Annotated in this window: 16 protein-coding genes; 8 read left to right on the top strand and 8 right to left on the bottom strand. The window is 68.4% G+C overall.

The features are described from left to right. Window positions 1-43 precede the first annotated feature (43 nt). On the top strand, window positions 44-721 hold the full coding sequence (locus ACJ7IV_RS03545) for a TVP38/TMEM64 family protein (protein ID WP_483865790.1): 678 nt from the start codon (window positions 44-46) through the stop codon (window positions 719-721). On the opposite strand, the gene ACJ7IV_RS03540 is transcribed toward ACJ7IV_RS03545, so the two are convergent. The 3 genes from ACJ7IV_RS03540 to ACJ7IV_RS03530 form a co-directional block, all read right to left on the bottom strand. Then, window positions 722-2026, bottom strand: a complete 1305-nt coding sequence (locus ACJ7IV_RS03540) for a glycosyltransferase (protein ID WP_483865789.1) — start codon at window positions 2024-2026, stop codon at window positions 722-724. Between the two features lie 228 nt (window positions 2027-2254). Beyond that, complete coding sequence (locus ACJ7IV_RS03535; protein WP_483865788.1) at window positions 2255-2479, bottom strand: glycine zipper 2TM domain-containing protein; 225 nt, start codon at window positions 2477-2479, stop codon at window positions 2255-2257. A 315-nt stretch (window positions 2480-2794) separates the two neighbouring features. Further along, the gene (locus ACJ7IV_RS03530) at window positions 2795-3700 is read right to left on the bottom strand and encodes a LysR family transcriptional regulator (RefSeq protein ID WP_483865787.1); all 906 of its coding nucleotides are present in this window, start codon (window positions 3698-3700) and stop codon (window positions 2795-2797) included. A 108-nt stretch (window positions 3701-3808) separates the two neighbouring features. Between ACJ7IV_RS03530 and ACJ7IV_RS03525 the strand changes: the two genes are divergently transcribed. Next, on the top strand, window positions 3809-4882 hold the full coding sequence (locus tag ACJ7IV_RS03525; protein ID WP_483865786.1) for a tartrate dehydrogenase: 1074 nt from the start codon (window positions 3809-3811) through the stop codon (window positions 4880-4882). Window positions 4883-4965: 83 nt separating this feature from the next. Here ACJ7IV_RS03525 and ACJ7IV_RS03520 read toward each other — a convergent pair whose 3' ends face one another. From ACJ7IV_RS03520 to ACJ7IV_RS03510, 3 genes are all read right to left on the bottom strand, one after another. Next, window positions 4966-5598, bottom strand: a complete 633-nt coding sequence (locus ACJ7IV_RS03520; protein ID WP_161430777.1) for a cytochrome b/b6 domain-containing protein — start codon at window positions 5596-5598, stop codon at window positions 4966-4968. Between the two features lies 1 nt (window position 5599). Next, window positions 5600-7189, bottom strand: a complete 1590-nt coding sequence (locus ACJ7IV_RS03515) for a tetrathionate reductase family octaheme c-type cytochrome (RefSeq protein WP_483865785.1) — start codon at window positions 7187-7189, stop codon at window positions 5600-5602. 145 nt (window positions 7190-7334) lie between these two features. Then, the gene (locus ACJ7IV_RS03510; protein WP_483865784.1) at window positions 7335-8207 is read right to left on the bottom strand and encodes a class I SAM-dependent methyltransferase; all 873 of its coding nucleotides are present in this window, start codon (window positions 8205-8207) and stop codon (window positions 7335-7337) included. 204 nt (window positions 8208-8411) lie between these two features. Here ACJ7IV_RS03510 and ACJ7IV_RS03505 point away from each other — a divergent pair, with 204 nt between their 5' ends. The 5 genes from ACJ7IV_RS03505 (at window position 8412) to ACJ7IV_RS03485 (ending at window position 12739) form a co-directional block, all read left to right on the top strand. Continuing rightward, window positions 8412-9437, top strand: coding sequence for a succinylglutamate desuccinylase (locus ACJ7IV_RS03505; protein WP_483865783.1), 1026 nt, complete (start codon window positions 8412-8414; stop codon window positions 9435-9437). Window positions 9438-9602: 165 nt separating this feature from the next. After that, complete coding sequence (locus ACJ7IV_RS03500) at window positions 9603-10373, top strand: ABC transporter ATP-binding protein (RefSeq protein ID WP_161430769.1); 771 nt, start codon at window positions 9603-9605, stop codon at window positions 10371-10373. Between the two features lie 22 nt (window positions 10374-10395). After that, on the top strand, window positions 10396-11100 hold the full coding sequence (locus ACJ7IV_RS03495) for an ABC transporter permease (RefSeq protein WP_161430768.1): 705 nt from the start codon (window positions 10396-10398) through the stop codon (window positions 11098-11100). Next, window positions 11100-11831 carry an ABC transporter permease gene (locus ACJ7IV_RS03490; RefSeq protein ID WP_161430765.1) on the top strand — a complete coding sequence of 244 codons (732 nt, stop codon included), beginning with the start codon at window positions 11100-11102 and terminating at the stop codon, window positions 11829-11831. Before ACJ7IV_RS03495 ends, ACJ7IV_RS03490 begins: the two co-directional genes overlap by 1 nt. 137 nt (window positions 11832-11968) lie before the next feature. Then, on the top strand, window positions 11969-12739 hold the full coding sequence (locus tag ACJ7IV_RS03485) for a transporter substrate-binding domain-containing protein (protein WP_483865782.1): 771 nt from the start codon (window positions 11969-11971) through the stop codon (window positions 12737-12739). 92 nt (window positions 12740-12831) lie between these two features. Here the strand turns inward: ACJ7IV_RS03485 and ACJ7IV_RS03480 are convergent, their stop codons facing one another. Then, a complete protein-coding gene (locus ACJ7IV_RS03480) occupies window positions 12832-14001 on the bottom strand; it encodes a cation:proton antiporter (RefSeq protein ID WP_483865781.1) in 1170 nt (389 codons plus the stop codon). 186 nt (window positions 14002-14187) lie between these two features. Between ACJ7IV_RS03480 and ACJ7IV_RS03475 the strand changes: the two genes are divergently transcribed. Next, window positions 14188-14988 carry a TraX family protein gene (locus ACJ7IV_RS03475; protein ID WP_483865780.1) on the top strand — a complete coding sequence of 267 codons (801 nt, stop codon included), beginning with the start codon at window positions 14188-14190 and terminating at the stop codon, window positions 14986-14988. A gap of 20 nt (window positions 14989-15008) precedes the next feature. On the opposite strand, the gene ACJ7IV_RS03470 is transcribed toward ACJ7IV_RS03475, so the two are convergent. After that, window positions 15009-15911, bottom strand: coding sequence for a prenyltransferase (locus ACJ7IV_RS03470; protein ID WP_483865779.1), 903 nt, complete (start codon window positions 15909-15911; stop codon window positions 15009-15011). Between the last annotated feature and the right edge of the window lie 5 nt (window positions 15912-15916).

The raw sequence follows: 15916 nt of genomic DNA, 5'->3' as shown, positions 1-15916 counted from the left end.
GGGGCCTTATGCTGTTCTCCCGCCTGTCGCCGAGATCCCTGCCATGCCCCGCTCCCTGCTGCTGCCGCTGGTCGCCCTCGCCCTGCTCGCCAGCCTGGCGCTGGGCTGGCAGTGGCTGGCCCGGGAGGGAGTGCTGACCCTGGAGGCGCTGCGGGCGCTGGCCGCCTCGGCCCCCGGCTGGCGCGACGCGCCCTGGACGATCCTGGTGGTGATGGCGGTCTACGCCGGGGCCTCGCTGGTGATGTTCCCGCTGAGCCTGCTGGTAGGCGCGACCGGGCTGCTGTTCGGGCCCTGGTGGGGCTTCGGCTACGCCCTGGCAGGCACCCTGGGCGCCTCGCTGGTCACCTGGTGGGTGGGCCGGCGCATCGGCCGCGAGGCGCTGCTGCGCCATGGTGGCAAGCGCCTCAGGGGGCTCTCGCGCTACCTCTCCGGCCGCGGCATCCGCACCATGACCGTCGTCAACCTGCTGCCGCTGGCCCCATTCACCCTCACCAACATGATGGCCGGCGCCTTTCGCCTGCGCCTGCGCGACTATCTGGTGGGCTCGGCGCTGGGGATCGCCCCCGGGCTCGCCGGGGTCACGCTGCTGGGCAGCCAGCTGGGTGAGCTGGCCACCGCCGAGAGCCGCGGCGAGCTCGCCTGGGGTGCCGGAGGCCTGCTGCTGGCGATGCTGCTGCTGGTGGCGCTCAAGCGCTGGGCCGACCGTCGCCGGCGGCGCTGATCACTTCGCCGGCCCGCCGGGCCACCAGTCCGGGCGCTCCTCCTCCCAGGTGGCGTGGACCAGCTTGCCGAGCACCCTGCCACGATGGCGGAGCATCTGCCACTCCGCCCCCAGGCGGTGTCTCACCCGCTCCCATCCCCCCTCCTCGGCATGGGTGAAGGGGCCACCGGCGGCGATGGCGCGTCGGTAGACGTCGAGGCAGCGCTCGGCGCAGCGCGCCTCGTCGAAGGCCGCCGCGGTCCGCTGCGCTCCCTCTGCCAAGGGCGAGCGCGCCGCGGGCTCGACCAGCGCCGTCAGGGCCTCGGCCATCGCCTCGGCATCATCGCCCTCCAGCAGGCGACCGTTCTCGCCGTCCCGCACCACCTCGCGCACCCCGGGGGCATCCAGGGCCACCACCGGCAGCCCGGTGGCCATCGCCTCGGCCACCACCATGCCCTGGGTCTCGCTGTGGGAGGCGAAGGCGAAGAGGTCCATGGCATGGTAGGCATCGATCAGCGCCTGGCCCTGCAGCCGCCCGGTGAAGTACACCCTGGCGCCGACGCCGGCCGACTCGAGGCGCGTTTCCATGGCCGCTTGCGCCTCCCCCTCCCCCACCACCAGGCAGTGGAGGCGCTCAGCGCGTCCCAGCGCCAGGCCGACGGCGCGCGCCAGGAAGTCGAGGTTCTTCTCGAAGGCCAGCCGACCCAGGTGGCCGACCACGCAGGCCTCCTCGGGAATCCCCAGCCGCTCGCGCCAGGCTCGCCCGTCGCCCGCCGCGAAGCGGTGCGTGTCCACGCCGCTCGGCACCACGCTGATCGCCGCGTTGGCCCCGCGCTCGATCAGCAGCCGGCGGATGCTCTCGCTGGGCGCGATCACCTCGTCGCACAGCCGGGTGTACTCGGTGGCCAGCGCCACGGCGAAGCGCTGCATGCGAGGCGAGTCGCCGGGCACGTAGTGGGTGTAGTGCTCGTAGAGGGTGTGGTGGGTGAACACCAGCGGCAGGCCATAGGTCTCGGCGGTGCGCGCCGCGGTGTCGCCGAGCAGGAAGGGGTGGTGAGAGTGCACGATATCCGGGTCGAAGGCCTCCACCGCCTCGTGGAGCTGGCCGGGAATCGGCACCGGCAGCGAGAAGTCGCTGCCGTTGAAGTGCTGCATGGCAACCACCCGCACCACGTCCTTCTCCGCCTCAGGCTGGCCATCCAGGCGCGGCGCCACCACCAGCACCCGGTGGCCAAGCTCGCGCAGACTCACCGACAGGCGCTGTACCGACTCGCTGACCCCGCCGACGATGGGCAGGTAGGTGTTGGTAAACATGAGGACGTTCACGACTGGGGACTCCGCTGCACGGGGGTAGACGGTAGACAATTTGAACACTCTTCACCCGCCCGGCGGTTCGGATACGTCAGACCGTATCAGATGTCACGGTCGATCACCTGCCCTCCGCCCTGGGAAGGCGGAAGAACAGCGACGGTGACATGGTTCGACCTTGTGGAGAGTAGCCGCTGGCGCAGCCGATACCGCCATTGGGGTGATCGGCTACGCCACTCTCAACGATCAGTCATCGTCGTCATCGACCTGGTGGCCAATAACGCCGCCAACCACGGCACCGCCAACGGTACCCGCCGTGCTGCCTCCCGTCAGGACCGAGCCGCCGACCGCACCCACGCCCGCACCGAGGGCAGTGTTCCTGTCCTGGGTCGACATCCCGGAGCACGCCGCCAGGCCCAGCAAAAGGAATACGGCCAATGCACCAAGCGCCGATCTTTGCATCCTGTTCATGATCCACCTCCATAAGTACCCGTCGCAAGCCGCGACATCGTGGCTGAAAGCCAAGTGATACAACGCCCTGTGCACTACCATCTGCATTCTAGCGACTTTGCCTTGTGGCTTAAGTTCCCTTCTTATAACTGGGCATGCTAACAGTCGTCACCTTCCTGACCTGGGGTAACTAGCCCGCCACTGTGAGCACTACCCGGATACCCGCCCCCTGCGTCCTGCTCCAGCGCGACACTCCGAGCGAGTGCCGAGCCTCATCGAACTCCATTATTGGCAAGGGGGTGGGCTGTGTCTAACGCGGGACCGCTGCGAAAGAGATCACCCCACCCGCCCGGGTAGTTCCTGACGAAGCAGGTCCACAAAAGCACGAATCCGTGCAGGGATATGGCGCCGCTGGCGATAGACGGTATGGAAGTCGGCGCGCACGCCCTGCCACTCGGGGAGCAGCGCCACCAGGCGTCCGTCCGCCAGGTGCGACTGGACATCCCAACGGGAACGCAGAATGACACCGTGGCCATCCAGCGCCAGGTTGACGATGACCTCGCCGTCGTTGCTGGCCAGGGGCCCGGCGACCTTGACCGACTGGTCCGGGCGCTCGCCACCGCGATGCTCGAAGCGCCAGAGCGCGAAGTCGCTATCGTTCTCGCGCAGCACCAGGCAGGGATGCTTCGCCAGGTCCGCCGGCTCCGCCAGGCCCGGCATCCGCTCGGCATAGGCGGGCGCCGCGCAGAGGATCCGGCGGTTGTCGAGGATGCGCTGGGCGACCAGCCGCGAATCGGGCAGGGCACCCACCCGGATGCTGATGTCCACACCCTGTTCGCCCGGCGTCATGGGGAAGTTGGTGAGCTCGAGGGTGCCCTCCACGCCCGGGTGGCTGGCGCAGAAGCGGGAGAGCAGCGGTGCAACGTGGCGGCGCCCGAAGCCGAAGGTGGCGTTGACCTTGAGCGGCCCCGAGAGCGCGGCACGCTGGGCACTGAGGCCCTCCTCCAGCTCGGCCAGCTCGTCGAGGATCGCCCCGCCACCGGCCAGGTAGCGCTCCCCCTCCGCCGTCAGGGTCAGGCGACGGGTGGTCCGACTGGCCAGGCTGACCCCCAGGCGCGATTCTAGCTGCTTGAGACGCTTGCTGACCGCCGACAGGGAGAGTCCCAGATCGCGGGCGGTCGCCGTCAGGCTGCCGGCTCGCGCCAGGCGCTGGAAGAAGGCGAGGTCATCAAGCGGCGCCATGGACTCTCCACTCAGGGTCAACAATGCCTTGCATCCTAGCCTGATTATCTCTCGCCTGTCAGGCACTAGAGTAGGAGAATTCCCGGCACACAGAAGAGGAGTAGATACATGGCACAGCGCATCGCAGTGATCCCCGGCGACGGCATCGGCAAGGAGGTGATGCCCGAGGGCGTGCGTGCCCTGGAGGCCGCCGCCGAGCGCTTCGGCATCGAGATCGAGCTCACCGACTTCGATTTCGCCAGCTGCGACTACTACGCCGAGCACGGTCAGATGCTGCCCGACGACTGGTTCGAACAGCTCAAGGGCTTCGACGCCCTCTTCTACGGCGCCGTGGGCTGGCCGGAGACCGTGCCCGACCACATCTCCCTGTGGGGCTCGCTGCTGCAGTTCCGGCGCCGCTTCGACCAGTACGTCAACCTGCGCCCCTGCCGGCTGCTGCCCGGCATCAGAAGCCCGCTGGCCAACCGCCAGCCCGGCGATATCGACTTCTATGTGGTGCGCGAGAACACCGAGGGCGAGTACTCCAGCGTCGGCGGGAAGATGTTCGAGGGCACCGAACGCGAGGTGGTGATCCAGGAGACGGTGATGACCCGCCACGGCACCGACCGAGTGCTGAAGTTCGCCTATGAGCTGGCCCGATCGCGCCCCCGCAAGAAGCTCACCTCGGCCACCAAGTCCAACGGCATCGCCATTACCATGCCCTGGTGGGACGAGCGTGTGGCCGAGATGGGCAGGCACTACCCCGAGGTCGCCGTGGACCAGTTCCATATCGATATCCTCACCGCCAACTTCGTGATGCACCCCGACTGGTTCGACGTGGTAGTGGCCAGCAACCTGTTCGGCGACATCCTCTCCGACCTGGGCCCGGCCTGCACCGGCACCATCGGCGTGGCGCCCTCGGCCAACATCAACCCGGAAGGCACCTTCCCCAGCCTGTTCGAACCGGTGCACGGCAGCGCCCCGGACATCGCGGGCAAGGGGATCGCCAACCCCATCGGTCAGATCTGGTCGGCGGCGATGATGCTCGAGCACCTGGGCCACCAGGAGGCGGCCGACGCCATCGTCGCCGCCTTCGAGGCGGTGCTCGCCGAAGGTGACAGGAACGTGCTCACCCCCGACGTGGGCGGCACCGGCACCACCGAGGGCATGGGACGGGCCATCACCGAGCGCATCAAGGGCTGACGCCACTTCCCCCTCCATGTACGACGGCCACCGCTTTCGCGGTGGCCGTCGCTGCTCTCCTCCGGTCTTTCCTTGCCGATATCTCAGCCCTTGCGGGGCCGTGGTTCTATTACCTCATCGTCGTGCAGCGTCTCCCAGCCGGTAATCATCGCCTTGATATGCGCCAGCGGCGTATGGCCGGTGGTGGTCAGGTAGACGTGGATGATCACGAAGGCCAGCATCAGGAAGGCACCGAGCACATGCAGCCCGGCTACCTGCTCCAGCCCCAGCCAGGCCGGAGCCAGCTCGCGCAGCGGCTCCCAGAACAGGTAGGCCAGCCCGGTGACCCACACCAGCGGATTGATCACCAGCTTCACCCCCAGGTAGGCCAGGCGCTGCAGCGGGTTATGCTTGCGCTGCGGGGTCTGCCGGTAGGGGTGTGGCTCGCCGAGGAAGATGCCGTAGGCATAGAAGCGCACCATGGCACCGATTCGCTCAAGGGTGGGGATGTACTGGCGCCACTGGCCGGTGGTGAAGTGCCAGAAGATGGCGAACACCCACAGCCCGATCAGCAGCCAGGCCGCCGTCTCGTGAAGCCTTACCGCCGGGCCGAAGTGGAGCAGGTCGTGGTAGCCGCGAATGGCGAAGCCGCTGAACAGCAGTACCAGCACCAGCGCCGCCTGGCCCCAGTGCCAGAAGCGCTCGAAGCGGGTGAAGAGGTAGACTCGCTGGCTCATGTCAGTGCTCCTTGCGGCGGTTGCGGGTCGCGATGCGCAGGGCACCGTGGCCAAGCACACCCAGCAGCATCAGCCCGGCCAGGCCGAAGCCGAAGCGGTCGAGCAGTTGATGACGATCGCGCCCCGGCAGCCAGACGCCCTCCACGTCCGCAAGGCGCCCCTCATCTGCGTGGCAGCTGCCGCACTTCAGGGCCTGCTCATCGGGTGCCACCATATGGGTGATGGGCCACAGCATGGTGGTCTCGACGAAGTCGAACTCGCCGCTGAAGGGCTGGCCGGCGGCCTCGGTGCCCGCTTCCAGCGCCTTGGCCCAGTCGAAGTTGAACCAGAAGGCGGAGTCGTCGGGTATCGCCACATGGGGCACCAGCAGGGTGTTGTGCACGGTGTCGTAGGGCTGCTTGCCGTGGAACAGCTTCACCGGCCAGATACGCGAGTCCTCGCCGCCCGGTGTGCCGTGGTAGGTATTGATGGGCACCGGGGCGTTGTCGGGGTCGATCTCGGTCTCGGTGGTGGTAAAGGTGACGTCGCCGTTGAACCAGACATACTCGGGCACCACGTTCTCGCCCAGGGTGAAGTCGCCCTTCTTGCTGTCGTAGATCACGTGACCATCGTCATCCTTGCGCTGGAACGGCTTGCCGTCCTCGTCCAGCTGGCCGCCGGTGGACCAGTCCCAGCCCATCTTGGTGGGCACCCCGCCGCGGGCGAAGGTGGGAATGTGGCAGGTCTGACAGGCCAGCGCGCGAGTATGCTCGTTGAGCCGCGTGGCCATGGGGCCCTCCTCGTGGGGCGCATTGCCATGACAGGCCTGACAGGTGGCCGGGTTGCGGTCGGTCTGCTCGCCGCGCCGGATCGCCCGATTGTCATCCACCGCCGAGACCTGGATGCGGCTGCCCGGCACCGCATGGCTCTCGGTCTGGTGGCAGGTGCTGCAGCGGAAGTCGCCGCCATCCACCGCCATATGCACGTCGAGATCGCGGTGGGCATCGACCAGCGAGGAGTCGAGGTCACCATGCTTCACGCCATCCCCGCCGCCGCCGTAGAAGTGGCAGCTGCCGCAGGTCTCGCGGGAAGTCGGGCCGACATTCCGGGCCACCTCCACCAGGTCGGTGGGTCCATGGAACTTGCCTGAACCCGGTGGATACTCGGTGCGCTCGTAGGCGGGATGCCCGGCAAGCCCCGCCACCTTCTTGTAGTCCCCGGTGTTGTGGCAGGAGAGGCAATCCACCTTGAAGGGGTTGGAGAAGTCGAAGGTCTCGTCCTCCCAGCCATAGCCGATATGGCACGACTGGCAGAAGGCCTCGTTGGAACGGTCGGCGATGCAGAAGCCGTTGAGCATGCTCTTCTTGCCCAGCACCTCACCGTCCAGGGGATTGTGATACTCCCAGGTCCAGTGACGGGTCGCCATCACCTCCTCGGCCGCCTCGGTATGGCAGCCCAGGCAGGCCTCGGTGACCTCCTCTCCGCTGGCGAAGGGCCCCTCGAGCTCCGCAAACTGGCTGTGGTCCGCGGTGCTGGCCAGTGCCGGCAGCGCCCACAGCAGCACCAGCCCCACCAGGCAGCGCAGCCCCAATCGTGAATTCTGTCCCCGCATTGCGCACTCCTCCCTTCGGCGGCCCACCAGACGGCATGCCTGAATTCAGCTTGGCAGCGTCCGGCCGAACCGCCTTGACGAGGATCAATATCCAGCCACCCCGGCGAGCGACAAGATGTCGCCTGTCGCTCGAGCGAAATTCCCGCTACGCCTGGCGCCAGCAGCCCGCCAGGATGCGTACCTTGCCCGCCGCCAGGTTGTCGCGCAGGTTGCGTCCCATCTCTGTAAAACGCTCGCCGAAGATCAGCCCCGGACCGGGCAGCCCGGGACCCGCAGGCGGCTCGCTCGCCTCTCGCCGGCTGTGCTTCTGACGCCAGGCCAGGGCCGACTCGGTCACATCCTCCAGCGCCTCGAGCACGAAACCCGCCTCGGCCAGGCGCGCCTCCAGCTCCGCCCGTGTCTGCAGGTGGCTCTCCGCCGGACGGCTGGCCCAGGGTACCGGCAGCGCCAGCGTCCCGGGGTTGTCGCCGGCCACCACCTCGTGGAGCAGCACCCGCCCGCCGGGCACCAGCAGGCGGCGCCACTCCCCAAGCACTGTCGACACGTCGGGCATGTTCATCAGTGCGTGCTGGCACCACACCGCGTCGAAGCCGCCATCGGGCAGCGGCATGCGCGCCGCATCCGCGCACAGGAAGCGGGTCTGCCGGTCGAGCCCGGTCATCGCGCTGAGCCACTCGGCCACCTCGACGAAGGCCGCGGTGATGTCGACGCCCACCACCTCGCAGCCGAACTCGTCGGCCAGCAGGCGGCTGGCCCCGCCGGTACCGCAGCCCACGTCCAGCACCCGCTCCCCGGAGGCGAGCCCACCCAGCGCCGCCAGGTGACGGCTGGCCCGGCGCCCGCCCAGGTGCAACTGGTCGATGCCGGCGACCTCGTCGAGGCTCAGACGCGCCGGGTCGCACCCCGCGGCGCGAAAGGCCGACTCCAGGCGTACTAGCAAAGGCGCGGAACCGGCGTGGGCCGGGGCGTCATAGTGGTCCGTCAGGGAGGCGTGTGACGAAGTGGGGGCAGCGGGCATGGCGGGCTCCTTGGGGCATGGGTGGCGTACGGGTGAGCGGCACCCAGCATAGCGCCATGCAGCGCCTCCTCCCCATAGGCCAAAGGTCCCTCGGGCGGCGACTTTCACCCTCGCACCATCACTTTCATGCCATCGACGCCCCCCTTGCCCGGCAGTACCGGCTGGAGGAAGGTAAGCGTATCCCCGCTGCCCAGGATCCTGCCCATGAGCCCATCGCGCCCCCCTGCTCCGCAGGCAACCCACGAGCCACTGGCGAGCTGGCTCCGGCGCTGCCTGGATGGCGAGCCCATCCCGCCCTTCACGCTACCCGGGGGAAGCGCCGTGCCACGGGGTGAGGGGTTGCTTGAGCTTGTGCCAGAACGTCCTGCCACCGACGCCCGTGCCTGCATCTTCTCGGTGGGCATCCATGGCAACGAGACGGCGCCCATGGAGCTGCTGGACGCCCTGCTCAAGCGCCTGGCGGCAGGTGAGCTGAGGCTTGGTGCACCCGTGCTGGTGCTCCTCGGCAGTCCGCAGGCGACCCGACAAGGCACCCGCTTCATCGAAACCAACCTCAACCGGCTGTTTCGACGTGATCTGGACACGACAGGCATGGAGCCGGAGCGGGCGCGGGAGCTGATGGCCGCAGTCGATGCCTTCTTCGCTCGTCATGCCGACCGCTCGCCCCTGCATTACGACCTGCATACCGCCATCCGCGGCAGCCGCTACCCGCGCTTCGCGGTGGAACCGTTCAGCGACAGCGTGCGCACCACCGCCGAGCAGTGGCACTGGCTGGCCGGAGCGGGCATCCAGGCGGTACTGCACCAGCACTGCCACAGCTGGACCTTCTCCCATTACAGCAAGCACTACCATGGCGCCCAGGCCTTCACCCTGGAACTGGGCCACGCCCTGCCCTTCGGCCACAACGACCTGGCCCCCCTGGCGCCCATGGCAAGCCTGCTGGCGGCGCTGCTGACGGGCCAAGCCCCACCGCGAGAAGCGCCTGACCGCATGCGGTTCTTCCACGTCGAACACGAACTGATACGCCACAGCGAGGCCTTCCGCCTGGCCTTCGCCGACGACACCCCCAACTTCACCGAGTTTGCCCCCGGCACCCTGCTCGCCGAGGATGGCGAGCGGGGTGAGACCCGCGTCGGCGATACGCCGCTGTCGGTGGTCTTCCCCAATGCCGCGGTGGAGCTCGGCGCACGGGCGGCGCTGCTGGCCAGGTCGGTCCCGCCGCCCGATTGACCGACCGGCCTTGCCGGGCCATCGGATGGCCGGAAAGTCTTATAACAACGATAAACTGGAGGTAGAATCTTGCCCCCTTGCCGATCCGTAGCCGACCCGTGTCACGGCCGGCCGACACCCCCCTGCCGACCCACAGTGCGACACGCCTGACCCGGAGCCCGACCCATGGCCGAAACCCCGATTCCGCTGGAAGTGCGCAACATCACCAAGCGCTTCGGCGATACCGAAGTCCTCAAGGGGCTGTCGCTCGAGGCCCACAAGGGCGACGTGATCACCCTGATCGGAGCCTCCGGCTCCGGCAAGAGCACCTTCCTGCGCTGCATGAACCTGCTCGAGCAGCCCGACGAGGGCGACCTGATCGTCCACGGCGAGACGATCCGCTTCAAGGAGACGAAGCACGGCCGTGAACCGGCCGACTGGAAACAGGTGGTACGCATGCGTGCCCGACTCTCCATGGTCTTCCAGAACTTCAACCTCTGGGCGCACATGACCCTGCTGGAAAACATCATCGAGGCACCGGTGCATGTGCTCGGCAAGCCGAAGAAGGAGGCCATCGAGCACGCCCGGGCGCTGCTCGAGCGGGTCGGCCTGACCGAACGCGCCGACGCCTATCCGGCCCAGATGTCCGGCGGCCAGCAGCAGCGCGGCGCCATCGCCCGGGCACTGGCCATGGACCCCGAGGTGATGCTCTTCGACGAGCCCACCTCCGCGCTGGACCCCGAGCTGGTCGGCGACGTGCTGAAGGTCATGCGCGACCTGGCCGACGAGGGGCGCACCATGATCCTGGTGACCCACGAGATGGCCTTTGCCCGCGATGTCTCCAGCCAGGTGATCTACCTGCATCAGGGCGTGATCGAGGAGTCCGGCCCGCCCGAGGCGGTGTTCGACAACCCGCGTTCCGAGCGCCTCAAGCAGTTCCTGGCCCCCAAGCATTGAGCCGGCCCACGAGGAGAGTCCCATGATCGATCTTCACGGCTACGGCCCGCGTCTCGCCGAAGGCGCGCTGATCACCGTCGAACTGGCGGTGCTGTCGCTGGTGCTGGCCATCCTGCTGGGCCTGATCACCGCCAGCGCCAAGATGTCACGCAGCCGGACGGCCCACGCCATCGGCACCCTCTACACCACCATCATCCGCGGCGTGCCCGATCTGGTGCTGATGATGCTGCTGTTCTTCGGCGGCCAGATCGGCATCAACGCGATCACCGACCAGCTCTACGCGCGCTTCGGCTGGGATATCTTCATCAACGTCAACGAGTTCGTGGCGGGGGTGATCACCATCGGCCTGATCTTCGGCGCCTACATGGGCGAGACCTTCCGCGGCGCCTTCCTGGCCGTGGACAGCGGGCAGATCGAAGCCGGCCGCGCCTACGGCATGGGCCCCTGGCTGGTGTTCCGACGCATCCGCTTCCCGCAGATGATGCGCCACGCCATCCCCGGGCTCTCCAACAACTGGATGGTGCTGCTCAAGACCACCGCCCTGGTCTCGGTGATCGGCCTCTCCGACATGGTGCGGGTGGCCGCCGAGGCCTCCAAGGCGACTCGCGAACCCTTCACCTTCATGATCATCGTCGCGGCGGTCTACCTGCTGATCGCCAGCGTCTCCGAGTGGGCCTTCGCCCGCCTGCAGAAGCGCTATGACGTCGGCTTCGGGGAGGTCAAGTGATGGAAGCCCTGACAAGCCGGCTCGAGGCCCTGCTCGCCGACAACAGCATCTTCACCCTGCAGACCCTCGGTTACTACGGCGAGGGGCTGGTGACCACCGTGCAGTTGGTGTTCCTGTCGCTGGTGATCGGCCTGGTGGCGGCGGTGCCGCTGGCCATCGGCCGCGGCTCACGGCATCGCTGGATCAGCCTGCCGATCTTCCTCTACTGCTACGTGTTCCGCGGCACGCCACTGCTGGTGCAGCTCTACCTGATCTACTACGGGGTGGTGTTCGTCGAGGGCATCCAGGACACCTGGCTGTGGGTGATCCTCGAGAAGCCCTTCGTACCGGCGCTGATCGCCTTCACCCTCAACACCGCGGCCTACACCACCGAGATCTTCCGCGGCGCCATCAAGGCCACGGCCCGCGGCGAGATCGAGGCGGCGCGCGCCTACGGCATGTCCGATCGCCTCATGCTGCGCCGGATCGTGCTGCCCAGCGCCTTCCGTCGCGCCCTGCCCGCCTACGGCAACGAGGTGATCTTCATGCTCCACGCCAGCGCCATAGCAAGCGTGGTCACCATCATGGACCTCACCGGAGCGGCACGTTTCGTCTATGCACGCTTCTACGCGCCCTTCGACGCCTTCCTGTTCGTGGCGGCCATCTACCTCTGCCTGACCTTCGCCATCCTCTACTTCTTCCGCTGGCTGGAGCGTCGCCTGCTCGCCCACCTCAAGCCGGCGGGCGGCTGAGCGAGCGTCAAACGAGCGTTGGGAACTGGCGTTTACTTCCACGCCGGTTCCCCCCTTCCGGCCCACTCGGTGATCCGCTATGGTTGGCCTGTCATCACCCACAAGGTGATTCCACCAACAACACGGGAAACTACCCCATGCAACTACGCAAGATTCTAGGCCTAGGCGCCATCGGTGCCGCCCTGGTGGCCGGCACGGCCAACGCCGACGTGCGCGATATCCGCATCGGCGTCGACGTACCCTACGAGCCCATGGAGTACCGCACACCGGACGGCGAGCTCACCGGCTTCGACATCGACCTGGGCAACGCCCTGTGTGCCGAGATCGGCATCGACTGCGAGTGGGTCGTGCAGGGCTGGGATGGCATCATCCCCGGCCTGATGGCGCGCAAGTACGACGCCATCATGTCCTCGATGACCATCAACGAGCAGCGCCGTGAACAGGTGCTGTTCTCCGACCCCTACATCACCCCGCCATCGGCCTGGTTCGCTCCCGGCGACGCCGAGATCGGCACCCCCTCCGAGGAGAGCCTCGAGGGCCTGACCGTCGGCGTACAGCGCGGCACCCTGCAGGATAACTATGTCACCGACATGTATGGCGACGTGGCCGACGTCAATCGCTATGCCACCGCCGACGACATGGTGCTGGACATGGATTCGGGGCGCCTCGACGCGGTCTTCCTCGACTTCCCGATCGGCAAGTCCACCCTGCTCGACAGCGACGCCGGCGACTACAAGGTGGTCGGCAACATGATCACCGAGCCCAAGGAGTACTTCGGCGAAGGCTTCGGCATCGCCTTCCGCAAGCGCGACGAGGCGCTGGCCGAGACCTTCAACGAGGCCCTGGCCGAACTCAAGGCCAACGGAACCTACGACGAGATCCACGCCCGGTACTTCGGCGAAGAGTAACCCCAAGGGGGGCGGCGCAGCCGGCCCCGCATGATGTCCCCGGCAGGCCGGCTCCCGTGAGCCGGCCTGCTGCGTCAGCCCCTTCTCCCGCTTCAGCGCAGCACCCGCCGCACCAGCAACGGACCGACCATCTCGAATACCAGGGTCGAGCCCACCACCGCGGAGAGCAGCAGCGGACCATGCTCGGGGAAGCGCTCGGCGGCCAGCAGCGCCATGCCCATCGCCACCCCCGCCTGGGGCGTCAACGCCAGGCCGATATTGCCCGGCAGCTCTGCCTGTCGCACGCGCGCCAGGCGCACGCCCAGCAGGCCCCCCAGGTAACGTCCCGCCAGGCGCAGCACGATATAGGCCAGGGTCAACCACAGGGCGTCATCCATATGGCGCAGGTCGACGCTGGCGCCCGAAAGCACGAAGAAGAACACCAGGAAGGGCCACTCGATATGCTCGACCTCGTTGAACGAGCGGGTGTGGTGGCGCGACAGGTTGGCGACCAGCGCCCCGGCCACCATGGCGGCCAGCAGCGCCGAGACCTCGAGCCAGCTGGAGAAACCAGCCAGCAGCAGGATCAGCGCCAGCGCCTCCACCTGGGTCGGCTCTCCGGGGCGCAGCCGGCCGGTGAGCCAGGCCGCCGGCAGTCCTATCGCCATGCCCAGCAGCAGCGCCCCGCCCAGCTCCCAGCCGGCCATGGCCAGGGCGGTTTGCCCATCCCCGGAGAGCCACCAGCCGAGCAACGCCATGGCCAGGCCGAAGGCGAGGATGCCCCAGCCATCGTCGATGGCGACGATGCCCAGCAGCAGACGCGCCCTCAGCCGGGTGTCGCCGCTCTCGTGCACCGTCTCGCTGACCGCCGCCGGGTCGGTGGCCACCGAGATGGCAGCAAGCGTCACCGCCACCGCCAGCGGGAAACCCAGCGCCGCCAGACCGCCCCCCACCAGCAGTGCCCCGACGCCAATCACCGAGAGCGAGACGATCACGATCAGCGGTCCGGTGGTGCGCAGTCGCTCGACAGTGAGTTCGCCTCCCAGCAGGAAGGCCACCATCACCAGCGCCAGCTGGATCAGCGGTTCCCCCAGGCCATCCAGCGGCGCTGCTTCGGCCTGGCCCAGCACCAGCTGCTGGACCACCGCCACCCCCAGGCCAACCAGCACCAGCAGCGAGATTCGCGGCAGCCGGGTACGGCTGGCTATCACGTCGGCCAGGATACTGGTGGCGAGGATCAGCCCCAGCAGCACCAGGCCAGCCGCCGCATCGAAGTCTTCCATGGTCACCTCCCGATGTGCCCAGTACCTCACGCGAGGACGATCATCGCCCGCGCCCCCTGAATGAGGTCAAGCCTGGGCGTCCCGTCCCTGAGCGGCAAGCCCCGTCGTCGGGAACTCGCCGCCGTAGCGGCGGTCACTTCCCGCGACCATTCCGCTTCCCCGTCGCCACACACCAAGGAGGGCACGATGACGGACGCCACCCTGGCCGGTACCCTCGCCCGCCCCGCCTCGACCTGGACAGGCTGGGGGCAGTGGCTGGCCCTGATCACCATGACCCTCGACCACCTGGTGCGCTATCTCGTGCCCGACGCCTGGGGGCTGGACTGGGTGGGGTCCTCCCTGGGCCGCATCGCCTTCCCGCTGTTCGCCGGCATGGTGGCCTGGCACGGACTGTTCAACACACGCGACCCGCTGCGCTACGCACGGCGCATCCTGGTGATCGGCCTGGTCGCCCAGCTGCCCTACCAGCTGATGCCCCGCGCGGCTCTGGTGCAGTTCAACATCTGCTTCACCCTGGCGCTGGGGCTGGCCGCGGTGGCCTGGTATCGGCGGTGGGAGGCCCGTCGGCGGGCCGGCGGCCTGCCACTGCCGCACCGGGTTGGCGAGCCGCTGCTGTTGCTGTTGGCCTGGTTCCTGGCGGGGGACTGGGTGGAGTATGGCCACGAGGGACTGCTGGTGGTGCCGGCCTTCACGCTTGCCATCGCCAGCCTCGCCCAAGGCAGCGAGGCGCCTCGGGAGCGCCTGGTGTCAGTGGTCGGCGCCCTGCCGCTGCTAATGGTGGCGGGCCTGATGAACAGCTCGGACCTGGCCAAGTCGTTCACCGTCGCCACTTGCCTGGGCGTGCTGCTGCTGGCCGCCGGCACCCACGCCGCTATCCCCCGGATGCCGTGGCCAATGCCGCGTCGCCTTTGGCTCACCTGGTATCCCGCCCACTTCACGGCGATCGCCGCGGTCCTCGTGCTCCTCGGCGAGGCGGCCTGGCCTTGATCCCAGCGCCCCCGCCGGGATCAGCCGAGCCGGAGCCCCAGGGCCAGCAACACCAGACTGGCCAGCAGCACCACCACATTAAGCCCCATCAGCGCCTCGAGCCGGGCGCGCTGCTCCAGCACTTCGGGCAGGCGCCAGGCCAGCCACAGCGCCCCGGGCAGCACCAGCCAGGCAAGCCCGGCCGCCACGGGAAACCCGCCGAGCAGCACGCCCAGGCCGACCACCGCCTGGCTGCCCAGCAGCAATACCGCCACCAGTCGGGAGGCACGCCTCCGACCGATCAGGATAGGCAGGTGACGCCGGCCGACACGTCGATCCGCCTCACAGTCGGGAAACTGGTTGAGCAGCAGCAGCTCGCTGGCCAGAAGTCCCACCACCGCAGCCACGCAAAGCGCCGCGGCATCCGGTTTACCACCCAGCGCCAGCAGGGAACCCAACACGATCAGCGGGCCGAAGCCGAGCCCCGGCGCCAGCAGGCAGAGCCATGGGGAACGGGTGAGCCAGCGCGTATAGGCGACGATCAACGCAAGCCCCGGCACTCCCACGGCGAGCATCGGCCAGCCCCGTATCCACAGGAAGTAGCAGCCGATGGCCACCACCCCGGCCAGTGCCGCGAGCCCCGCGGCCAGCACCGCCGACGCCGCCCAGGGGGCGGCGGGCAGCGCCCCGCTGCCGCCGGAGAAGGGCGTACGCAGGGTCAGGTGATCCAGTCCCGAGCGGAAGTCGTCGTACTCGTTGAGCAGGTTGACCGCAGCGTGGGCCAGCAGGCCGCCGAGCAGTACCAGGGCCACCTGAAGCGCTGCCGGGGTCACCCCCTGGCGCACCGCCAGCAGAAGGCCCAGCACCACGCAGAGCGGCGCCAGCATCAGGAAGCCCGGACGGCTCGCCCGCCACACTGCGGGCGTGGTGGTGCCTCCCTGCACCCCGC

Source organism: Halomonas sp. C10-5 (genome assembly GCF_057169305.1).
The sequence above is the reverse complement of the archived record's forward strand: the minus strand, read 5'-3'. Positions and strand labels throughout refer to the sequence as shown.